Source organism: Paenibacillus sp. plas6 (assembly GCF_057221655.1).
In genome coordinates, this window is record NZ_CM170151.1 from 1,823,512 (window position 1) to 1,835,000 (window position 11,489).

General features: G+C 41.1%; 6 protein-coding genes and 2 rRNA genes (1 of these 8 running past the window's edge). 6 read left to right on the plus strand and 2 right to left on the minus strand.

Going from position 1 to position 11,489, the window contains the following annotated elements; all coding sequences use genetic code 11:
• Window positions 1–350 precede the first annotated feature (350 nt).
• From AC2TDL_RS08205 to AC2TDL_RS08230, 6 genes are all read left to right on the plus strand, one after another.
• Window positions 351–1,703 (plus strand): ABC transporter substrate-binding protein, encoded by a 1,353-nt coding sequence (locus AC2TDL_RS08205; protein WP_484700153.1) that lies wholly within the window; start codon window positions 351–353, stop codon window positions 1,701–1,703.
• A gap of 88 nt (window positions 1,704–1,791) precedes the next feature.
• A complete protein-coding gene (locus AC2TDL_RS08210; RefSeq protein WP_484700155.1) occupies window positions 1,792–2,736 on the plus strand; it encodes a carbohydrate ABC transporter permease in 945 nt (314 codons plus the stop codon).
• Between the two features lie 3 nt (window positions 2,737–2,739).
• Window positions 2,740–3,588 carry a carbohydrate ABC transporter permease gene (locus tag AC2TDL_RS08215; protein ID WP_484700157.1) on the plus strand — a complete coding sequence of 283 codons (849 nt, stop codon included), beginning with the start codon at window positions 2,740–2,742 and terminating at the stop codon, window positions 3,586–3,588.
• A 95-nt stretch (window positions 3,589–3,683) separates the two neighbouring features.
• Window positions 3,684–5,438, plus strand: a complete 1,755-nt coding sequence (locus tag AC2TDL_RS08220; RefSeq protein ID WP_484700159.1) for a cache domain-containing sensor histidine kinase — start codon at window positions 3,684–3,686, stop codon at window positions 5,436–5,438.
• 32 nt (window positions 5,439–5,470) lie between these two features.
• The gene (locus AC2TDL_RS08225; protein ID WP_484700160.1) at window positions 5,471–6,784 is read left to right on the plus strand and encodes an ABC transporter substrate-binding protein; all 1,314 of its coding nucleotides are present in this window, start codon (window positions 5,471–5,473) and stop codon (window positions 6,782–6,784) included.
• A gap of 1 nt (window position 6,785) precedes the next feature.
• Window positions 6,786–8,393 (plus strand): response regulator, encoded by a 1,608-nt coding sequence (locus tag AC2TDL_RS08230; RefSeq protein ID WP_484700162.1) that lies wholly within the window; start codon window positions 6,786–6,788, stop codon window positions 8,391–8,393.
• A gap of 129 nt (window positions 8,394–8,522) precedes the next feature.
• Here AC2TDL_RS08230 and rrf read toward each other — a convergent pair.
• Both rrf and AC2TDL_RS08240 read right to left on the minus strand, forming a co-directional pair.
• Window positions 8,523–8,639 (minus strand): 5S ribosomal RNA (gene rrf, locus AC2TDL_RS08235).
• A gap of 55 nt (window positions 8,640–8,694) precedes the next feature.
• A 23S ribosomal RNA gene (locus AC2TDL_RS08240) occupies window positions 8,695–11,489 on the minus strand; it runs 263 nt beyond the window's last position.

The following is an 11,489-nucleotide window of genomic DNA, read 5'->3' on the forward strand; positions in this document are numbered from 1 at the left end:
CGTTATCTACTCAAATATACCTGCTCATTCTTATTTTATTTTTGACTTTTGTTTCTATGACATAAGTAGGCCTCAACTTGCATGCCTTATTATTTTACAGGCACATCGTCTTGCTTGCTACATCAACATATAATCCAATCGGACCAAGTCTTTCAACATCACGCGTATAAACTGCACTTTATAGATTTTTGCTGAGGGAAAAACTTGTTCTGCAACCGTTTCCAACATCTTCTCATTCCAACTAAAAAATTTCAACCTTAAATCGTAAATTTGTCTCCTCTTTATTTCAATCCTTTTCTTTTATAGTAATCACTGTATTCATTATTCAATTAAAGAGAGGGGTTTTTTAAGTGAGTAAAATGAAAAAAACGCTTATGCTGCTAACTGCTGCTACTATGGTGTTCTCCTTAGCAGCATGCGGCTCTAACAACAACTCCAGTAATGATGCTAACAAGAGCAATTCATCTAACGCTTCTAACTCTACTAATTCAGCAAGCTCTAGTAAAACGTCCGGCGAAACGATCGAATTATCGTTCTGGACTCTAGGTAACACAAATTATGAGGACCTAGCAAATCAATACATGAATGAACATCCTAACGTCGTTATTAAAATTCAAAACACTGGTGACCAAACTGCTCACCATAACAACTTAACAACTGCTCTATCTGCAGGCTCTGGTGCTCCAGATATTTTCCAACTTGAAATTGGTTTTATGGAACGTTTTATTTCAGCTCAAGATTCTTTCTATAACTTAAATGATCTTGGCGCTGCTGAAATCAAATCTAACTTTCTTGATTGGAAATGGGCTCAAGCTTCTTCGGTAGACGGAAGCTTCCAAATTGGTCTCCCTACAGATATTGCTCCAACTGTAGCGTACTACCGTGTAGATCTTCTTGAGCAAGCAGGTCTTCCAACTGATCCTGCAGAGTTTTCGGCTCTTATCGATACATGGGATAAGTTCGCAACTGTTGCAAAGCAATTTACAGATAAAACAGGTATTCCTTTCGTTGACTCTAGAGACTTAATTTACAACGCACTACGCGACCAATCCGATAGCCAAATTTACTTTGATAAGCAAACTGGTGAATTTATCGGGAATACAAACCCTCAAGTAAAAAAAGCTTATGACTTCACCATTAAAGGTATTCAAGAAGGCTGGGTAGCTAACTTTGCACTATGGGCTGCTGACTGGACACAAGCAACAAATGAAGGTGGTTTTGCAGTACTTCCAGGACCAGCTTGGATGCTAGGTAACATTAAAAGCAACGGTCCTGACACTAACGGACAATGGCGTATTGCTCAGTTGCCTGAAGGTTCCGGTAACTGGGGTGGTTCATTCCTAACTATTCCTAAGCAATCAAAGCATCCTGAAGAAGCTTTTGCATTTATTGAGTGGATGACTTCACAGGAGCAACAGCTGCAATCATTTACTGTAAGCGGCTTGATGCCTTCTACACCTGCATTATTTGAAAAACCAGAATTCAAAGATTACACAGATGAGTTTTTAGGCGGTCAAGCTTCTGCTGCTGAATTTGCTAAAGCTGCTGAGCGTGTTGCACCAGTTTATTATGGTCCGCTTCACGATCAAACAGATTCTTATATTAAAGAAGCTATTCAAAACGTGCAAGAGAAAAATGCAGATCCTCAAGCAGAATGGGATGCAGCAATGCAAAAAATAGAAAATCTAATTAAACGCAGCTAATATGACAAAGTAAATGACCATTTAAGATCGCAGGTTTTTCCTGCGGTCTTAACTTATTACATCTTATAACATCGCTCGGAGGTGCTTCATGGCTACTACTGCACAAACATCTGTTAAAACAGCAATACCTAAAAGAAGGTTATCTGAGCGTAAGCGAGATAATCTGTTTGCTTATTTGTTTATATCCCCGTTTTTTATTATCTTCGGGATATTTGGACTTTACCCAATTTTATTTACGATTTATCTTTCCTTCTTCAAATGGGATGCACTAAACCCAATGAAGTATATCGGTATACAAAATTATCAGTTTGTTCTTGAGGACCCTATTTTTTGGACTTCATTTATGAATACATTGCTAATTAGCGCTATGGGTACTATTCCGCAGCTAATATTAGCATTAGTTATTGCGATATTTTTAAATTCAGCATTTACAAAGTTTAAACAAGTTTTCCGTGTCATGTTCTTTATGCCTAACATCACTTCAATTGTTGCAGTAGCACTCGTATTTAGTGCAATCTATAGTAACAACGGCATGGGAAACTGGCTGCTAGACATTTTTGGTCTAGATCCAGTCGCTTGGAACTCTGGCTGGTGGGGCGTTAAAATTGCAATCGCTACGATGATTATGTGGCGCTGGACAGGATATAACATGGTTATTTATTTATCTGGCCTACAAAGTATTCCAGCGGATCTCTATGAAGCAGCAAGAATTGATGGTGCCGGTCGATTCCAACAAATGATTCACATTACATTGCCATTATTAAAACCATTTATTGTCTTTACCGTTATGATGTCAACGATTGGCTCACTTCAACTCTTTACAGAACCGTATGTCTTCCTAGGTCAATCTGGAACAAGCTCATTGCGCTCTGAAGGTATTACTATGGTTAACTATCTGTATAGTGAGGCATTCAGCAACAGTTTCTTTGGTACAGCAGCTGCGACCGCAGTTATTTTATTAGTATTCACCATTATTTTCTCCCTAATTAATATGTGGGCTTCTAACAAACTTAGCGGAGATACGGAGGGATAATACATGAAAGCGAAAATTAGTGATCAACCTAGCTCATTTACAACGATATTTTACTATTTGTTTTTAGGTATTGGAGCCCTAGTATCTGTATTTCCATTCTATTGGATGTTTGTTATCGGTTCTAATGAGCGCGGTGCTGCATCGCATATTCCGCCAATTATAACGATTGGGAATCAATTTATTAATAATTTTAACCGTGCATTAGAAAAAACAGAATTTTGGACTTCTTTTGCTAACTCATTATTCGTATCTACTTTGGTTACAGCATCTGTCTGTTTATTTTGTTCACTTGCTGGTTATGCGTTCGCAAAATATAACTTTAAGTTCAAAAACTTTTTATTTTTCTTTGTACTTGGGACTTTATTTGTTCCGCAACAGCTAAGCGTACTGCCAACTTACGTTATTATGGCTAAGCTGCAATGGATCGATACGTATCAAGCTCTTATTGTTCCAGCTATGGTGAATGCATTCGGTATTTTTTGGATGAGACAATATATTTCTACCTCCGTTCATACCGAGCTACTTGAGGCAGGTAAAATTGATGGTGCTGGCCATTTCCGTATTTTTAGAACAATCGTTTTACCAATTATTACACCTTCGATTGCAACTTTAGGTATTTTTACATTTTTAAATACATGGAATGACTTTTTCTGGCCTCTCGTCGTTCTTAAAGATAAAAGTCACTACACCATCCAAATTGCGCTGCAACAATTGTTTACAACACGTGATGGATTGGACTACGGTATGATTATGTCGGCAACGTTTATGGCAACATTACCGCTGCTTATCGTTTTCCTATTATTTAGCCGCTGGTTTATTGCCGGACTAACTTCTGGAGCCGTTAAAAGTTAATCTAGTTATATAGTTGATATATTAAGATATTGGTTGACATATTGACGTTGATTCTGTAGAAATAGGAGAGGTAGTTAGAGGGAGCGTGAAACCGTTTGAAGCTACGTCGTAAAATTATGCTAGCCAATATCCTTCTTGTTTTTATTCCTGTTATTGCAATGGGGACTATTTCTTACTTTAACTTTTCAAAAACGATAACTACTAAAACAAGTAACTTTTATCGGGTGTCCTTATTAGAAACTGACCGTAAGCTAAATTACGCCTTAAATGAGCTTAACTCAATTTCCAATTCGGCGATTACTCAGCCTGTTATTCAACAAGCATTAAAAATGCAAAATGATATTACGAATTATGATATAAAACAGAAAATTAACATTTTATTAATTAACCATCCAATGGTACATTCCTTTCGTTTGTATTCGAGAAATCGGTTGGTTTACAGTTATAACTCCTCAGCTTCCTTAACTGACCTTAGAGCACAGCCTTGGTATAACGCTATGGAAAGAGCAAATGGTGTGCCAATATGGTCAGGCCCAGGAGAAAATGGATCTTCAATGGAAAACCAACCTATTCTCATACATGCCAGAGTGATTAAAGACTATTACTCGCTTGAAAATATAGGATCGATCGTTATAGAACTTAAGGCCAACCTATTAGACCAAGTATTTTGGGATACGGCTACAATGGATCAAGGCAATATTTTGCTTATTAATAAAGCAGGAACAATTGTATACGACAAATCAGGAAAGAATATCGGAGATACCGTCTCCTTTCCTTTCCTTAACGATAATTATGAAAGCGCTAATAATAGCTTTATTGCTAAATATAATGGAGTCAAATCATCCATTACATACTTGCAGTCGCAGCAAGCAGACTGGTATTTGGTTGCGATAACGCCAACTGCTGTATTGCAAGCAGAGTCTATTCCAATTCGGAATACAGCAATATTACTTGCTGCATTTTCGTTAATTTCAGCAATATTGTTCGATAGATTTTTTGTTGATCGTCTCATTCAAAGAATAAATAAAACTGTTAGCGGTATGCGGCGTGTGGAGCAAAGGCAATTTAAACTGATAGATATTGAACAAACCTCGAGAATTGATGAAGCGGACTTGCTTGTCCTGGGCTTTAACCGAATGTCTTCACAAATGGAAGAGTTACTTAAGCAAATTGAAATCGAGCAAACAATGAAAAAAGAAGCGGAGCTTCAAGCCCTTGTCTCTCAAATTAATCCGCATTTTATATATAATTCTCTGGAATCTATAAATTCGATGGCGATACTGCAAGGTAATAAAGATATTAGTAAAATGGTCATCTCTCTTGGCCGCTTGCTTCGAATTAGTATCAGTGAAAATAAGGAGCTTATTACGCTGCAAACTGAATTTGAGCATGTTTTACACTATATGAACATTCAAAAGTTTAGATTTGAAGACAAGTTCGAATATACCTTTGAATTACCTGAGCATTTGAAATCATATGTAACACAAAAACTGATTGTTCAACCTATTGTAGAAAATGCTTTATACTATGCCATTGAACCAATGGAGCAGAAAAGCTACATTCATGTGCGGGCTACGGAAGGAAAGCAGGAAATATGGATCGATATTATCGATAACGGTCCGGGCTTTAGTGAGGATGTCCTATTAAATTTATGGACAAATGCTAATTTTAAACGTTCAAAGTATAAAGATAGCAGTGTAGGACTTCGTAATGTTCATGAGCGAATTCGCATTCGGTTCGGGGCTCCATATGGCATGATGATCTGTTCTTCACCTGGTTACGGTTCGACTATTCGGATTAGAGTGCCGAAGATACTGCCTACTACTCAAAACAATATGGTAAATCAATAAGCGAGGGATTGCCGATGCTAAAATTTAAAAATATGAAATGGATTGTTTTGTATGTATTCATTCTTACGATAACGGTCATTTATAGCATACCTAAAGGGCAATCCCAAGCAACTCTCACTCAGGATGATAAAGTAACGATCACTTTTCGCCATGTATGGACCCAAGATCATGATCTTCCTATGAAAAGCATTTTTCAGGACGTAATTGAGGAGTTTGAAACGACTCATCCAAATGTAAAAGTTAACTTTGAGGGATTAGACCAAACCAATCATCGTGAAGAAAAGCTAAAAAGTGAAATGGTAACAGGAAACCCTCCTGATATGTTTGTATTATTTGGCGGTGCAGAATTAGAGCCTTACGTTAGTTCAAATCGACTTCTTGATTTGACTGATTTTGTTAAAGAGCACCAATTAGACTTTATTGATCTTAGCATATGGACATACGATAACCATATATATGGACTTCCTTTTGAGGGGCATGCTCAGCCATTATTTTATAACAAGCAAATTTTCGAAGAGCTAGATATATCACCTCCAGCTACACTTGATCAATTAAATGAAGCGATTAAAACATTAAAGGCAAACGGATACATTCCTTTTACTTTGGGCAATAGCGAACTATGGCCAGGAGGTATTTATGCACACTATTTAATGGACAGATACGCAGGACCAGAATTGATCGAAGCTATAGCAAAAGGCAATGCCTCATTTTTAAATGATAATTATATGAAAGCTTTTACTATGCTTCAAGAATGGAGTAAGCTTAACGCTTTTAACAATAACTTTGATCGCATATTAAATGTTAACGCAATTCAATTATTTAATTCAGGTGAAGCAGCAATGCACCTGAATGGAAATTGGGATATTACTCTTTTTCAAGCAACAGATGGGTCAGATTTTCAGCAAAATGTAGGAGTCATTCCTTTCCCGACGCTGAAAAAAGAAGAGCACCCTTCCATTGTAGGAGGGTATACAATCGGTATAGGTTTATCTGCTAACCTTACTGAGCTGAAAAAAAATGCTGCTCTTGAGTTACTGCAGTATTTCTATACAGAGGAAGTTCAAAGAAGAATTGTATATGAAGCTGCAAGATTGCCTTCTATGAATATCACATTTGATGTAAATAGAACGGGACCAGTATTTGAACAAGTCGTTCAGCTCCTTGAACAAAGCAGCTCCCAATTCCTTGCTTATGATAATGTCCTCTCTCCAGAGGTAAGAAAAGCATTTTGGACAATCACTGATCAATTGATTAAATTAGAAATTACAAGTGAAGAAGCATTACAGCAATTAGATATAGCATCAGATGCCTATTTTAATTTGATAAATAATTATGGAGGGGAATAGGATGGCAATTAATAGCTTTACAGCACTTCTTGTCGATGATGAACCGATTATATTAAGAAGCTTATCCTATGCAATTCCTTGGGACGACCTACAAATAACAAAGGTGTTAACTGCTAAAAATGGCGAGGAAGCATTGCAGCTATTCTATGAGCACCAGCCAGATATTATTATTAGTGATATTCGCATGCCTACATTAAATGGATTATCACTTATGTCTGAAGTCATGAAGCAGAATGAAAACTTAATCTTTATTGTCATTAGCGGCTACGGTGAATTTGAATATGCAAGAGAATCTTTAAAGCACGGAGCCACAGGGTATCTATTAAAGCCTATTGATCATGACGAACTAATCACTATGCTTAAAACTTCTCTGGATAAGCTTAAATCTCAACGTGAAGCTACGCAGCAAAGTCAACAGCTTATGGATTCTGTTCATTCATTGTCACTACTTGCAAGAGAACGCATGTTTGCAGAGCTTATTGAAGGCAATCAGCGCACCTTAAAGCATATGGGCTGGCTTGATGAATATTTATTACAGCAGCCTTATTATATGATGGTTGTACAGCTCGATCATATCACTACTTTTAATAAACAATGGAACGCCGAAGAACGAAAACTATGGTTGTTTGCAGTACGTAACATATTAGAGGAATGGTCAGCTAACAATCACGCTTTAGCAGCATTCCCTTTCCATAGTGGAGAATGGATTCTTTTCTTTCAGGATATGCCTAATGAGCATAAAAAACAGCTTGGCGAAGATGTTGTTCAGCATGTTAGGATGTATTCTAAGCTATCCTGCTCTGTAGGGATTAGCTCTGTATTTCAAGACCTGGATCAGCTTCACCAAGCCTATATTAGTGCCTGTGATGCATTACATCAGCGTTTTTATGCAAGTACAGAACATGTTTTCCTTGATCAAGATGATACAAAGCTAGATCATTCCTCTACATCCGGTTGGCAATATCCAAAGTGGCTTGAAAAAAGGATTATTGAAAGTATTCGAATTCTAGAATTTCAAGCTACACGCGCATTCATTGATCAGCTTAGCTTAGAGTTAAAATGCGGGAATCTGTCAAAGGAATCACTTATTCGTTATATTGTTGAAATTGCAGTAATTACGCGAAGAGAATTTGAACATTTACAGATAGAAATCCCTTCCGCTGTCGATCTTCTTATCCAACAACTGATGGAATCTGAAACGTTGGAGGAGGCAGTGACTACACTAAAGCAGTCGATCGAGCAAATGATTACTTTATTTGAAAAGCAGCAACAAAATGATGAAGGACCAGCTTTAATAGATAAGGCTATTTCTTATATTCAGAACCACTATCATAATGACATCGGTATTGATGAGGTATGTGAGTTTGTTGGATTAAGTGCTAGTCACTTTTGCACACTATTTAAAGGAGTAACTGGTTCAACGTTTTTAGAATATGTTACACGTTGCCGAATTGAAAAAGCAAAATATCTTCTTCTCCATTCTGCGGTCAAAGTTTATCAGATTGCACCATTAGTAGGTTACCAAGATTCTAAATACTTTACACAAGTATTTAAAAAAATGACGGGAATGACACCTACTGAATATCGAGTAAACGTAGAAATAAACTAATTATTAATAAAAATAGCAGGAGTATGTACGATAAATGAGCTTGTGCATACTCCTGCTGTTGATTTGAGCTGTTTGTGATATATTTATAAAACAAAAAAGCCTACTGCAAATGCAGTAGACTTCTTCATTGCTTGGCAACGTCCTACTCTCCCAGGACCCTTCGGTCCAAGTACCATCGGCGCTGAAAGGCTTAACGGTCGTGTTCGAGATGGGTACGCGTGGTTCCCTTTCGCCATTGTCACCAAACATGGGGTTTGCACCTTCAAAACTGGATAGAAAGTTTCTCATCTTACGAATCATTTAGGATAAGCCCTCGACCGATTAGTACTGGTCAGCTCCATGCATTGCTGCACTTCCACCCCCAGCCTATCTACCTCGTCGTCTTCAAGGGGTCTTACTACTTGGGAAATCTCATCTTGAGGGGGGCTTCACGCTTAGATGCTTTCAGCGCTTATCCCTTCCGTACTTGGCTACCCAGCGGTGCTTCTGGCGAAACAACTGGTACACCAGCGGTACGTCCATCCCGGTCCTCTCGTACTAAGGACAGCTCCTCTCAAATTTCCTACGCCCGCGACAGATAGGGACCGAACTGTCTCACGACGTTCTGAACCCAGCTCGCGTACCGCTTTAATGGGCGAACAGCCCAACCCTTGGGACCTACTTCAGCCCCAGGATGCGATGAGCCGACATCGAGGTGCCAAACCTCCCCGTCGATGTGGACTCTTGGGGGAGATAAGCCTGTTATCCCCAGGGTAGCTTTTATCCGTTGAGCGATGGCCCTTCCATTCGGTACCACCGGATCACTAAGCCCGACTTTCGTCCCTGCTCGACTTGTGGGTCTCGCAGTCAAGCTCCCTTCTGCCTTTACACTCTTCGAATGATTTCCAACCATTCTGAGGGAACCTTTGGGCGCCTCCGTTACGCTTTAGGAGGCGACCGCCCCAGTCAAACTGCCCACCTGACACGGTCCCTTCGCCCGATTCAGGGCGACAGGTTAGAACTCCGATACGATCAGGGTGGTATCCCAACGGCGCCTCCACACAAGCTGGCGCTCATGCTTCCTAGGCTCCCACCTATCCTGTACAGATCGTACCAAAGTCCAATATCAAGCTGCAGTAAAGCTCCATGGGGTCTTTCCGTCTTGTCGCGGGTAACCTGCATCTTCACAGGTATTAAAATTTCACCGGATCTCTCGTTGAGACAGCGCCCAATTCGTTACGCCATTCGTGCGGGTCAGAATTTACCTGACAAGGAATTTCGCTACCTTAGGACCGTTATAGTTACGGCCGCCGTTTACTGGGGCTTCGGTTCATAGCTTCGGCTTACGCCTAACCATTCCCCTTAACCTTCCAGCACCGGGCAGGCGTCAGCCCGTATACGTCGTCTTACGACTTTGCACAGACCTGTGTTTTTGCTAAACAGTCGATTGGGCCTTTTCACTGCGGCCCCCTCGGGCTATTCACCCTACCGGGGCACCCCTTCTCCCGAAGTTACGGGGTCATTTTGCCGAGTTCCTTAACGAGAGTTCTTCCGCGCGCCTTAGCATGCTCTGCTCGCCTACCTGTGTCGGTTTGCGGTACGGGCACCTTCGTCTCACTAGAGGCTTTTCTTGGCAGCCTGAACTCATGACCTTCGCTACTGCAATTTTCGCTCCCCATCACAGCCCAGCCTTTCGATGAGCGGATTTGCCTACTCACCAGCCTCACTGCTTGGACGGACATCCATCAGTCCGCGTCACTATCCTTCTGCGTCACCCCTTCGCTCAAACAACTACGGTGGTACAGGAATTTCAACCTGTTGTCCTTCCACTACGCCTTTCGGCCTCGCGTTAGGTCCCGACTTACCCTGAGTGGACGAGCCTTCCTCAGGAACCCTTAGGCTTACGGCGGATAGGATTCTCACCTATCTTTTCGTTACTCATACCGGCATTCTCACTTGAATACAGTCCACCACTCCTTACGGTATGACTTCAACCCGTATTCAACGCTCCCCTACCCAATTCGTAGGCTTCACTTCAACTTCGATGGTTTGTGTTTAGCTGAAGAACATACATTTAGTCGAATTCTTGAACAACCTTAGCGGTTGATTTCGACGAATGTTAATCGTCGCTAAACACTTCTTCAAAGAAGAAGTGAAACCTACGACTTGCCATAGCTTCGGCGGTGTGTTTAGCCCCGTTACATTTTCGGCGCAGAGTCACTCGACCAGTGAGCTATTACGCACTCTTTAAATGGTGGCTGCTTCTAAGCCAACATCCTGGTTGTCTGTGCAACTCCACATCCTTTCCCACTTAACACACACTTGGGGGCCTTAGCTGATGATCTGGGCTGTTTCCCTCTTGACAATGGATCTTAGCACTCATTGTCTGACTCCTGGATATATATCGATGGCATTCGGAGTTTGACTAGACTTGGTAACCCTCGCGGGCCCCGCACCCAATCAGTGCTCTACCTCCATGATACTCGACTCCAAGGCTAGCCCTAAAGCTATTTCGGGGAGAACCAGCTATCTCCGAGTTCGATTGGAATTTCTCCGCTACCCCCACCTCATCCCCGCACTTTTCAACGTGCGTGGGTTCGGGCCTCCAGTGCGTGTTACCGCACCTTCACCCTGGACAGGGGTAGATCACACGGTTTCGGGTCTACGCCTGCATACTTTTTCGCCCTATTCAGACTCGCTTTCGCTGCGGCTCCGTCTTCCCAACTTAACCTTGCATGCAAACGTAACTCGCCGGTTCATTCTACAAAAGGCACGCCATCACCCCTTAATTGGGCTCTGACTTCTTGTAAGCGCACGGTTTCAGGTTCTTTTTCACTCCGCTCCCGCGGTGCTTTTCACCTTTCCCTCACGGTACTGCTTCTCTATCGGTCACTAGGGAGTATTTAGCCTTGGCAGATGGTCCTGCCGGATTCCGACGGGGTTTCACGTGTCCCGCCGTACTCAGGATCCAGCTCGGAGAGAACTAATTTTTGACTACAGGGCTTTTACCTTTTATAGCGAGCCTTTCCAGACCTCTTCGTCTAATCAATTCCTTTGTAACTCCGTGTGAGCTGTCCTACAACCCCAAGAAGCAAGCTTCTTGGTTTGGGCTCTTCC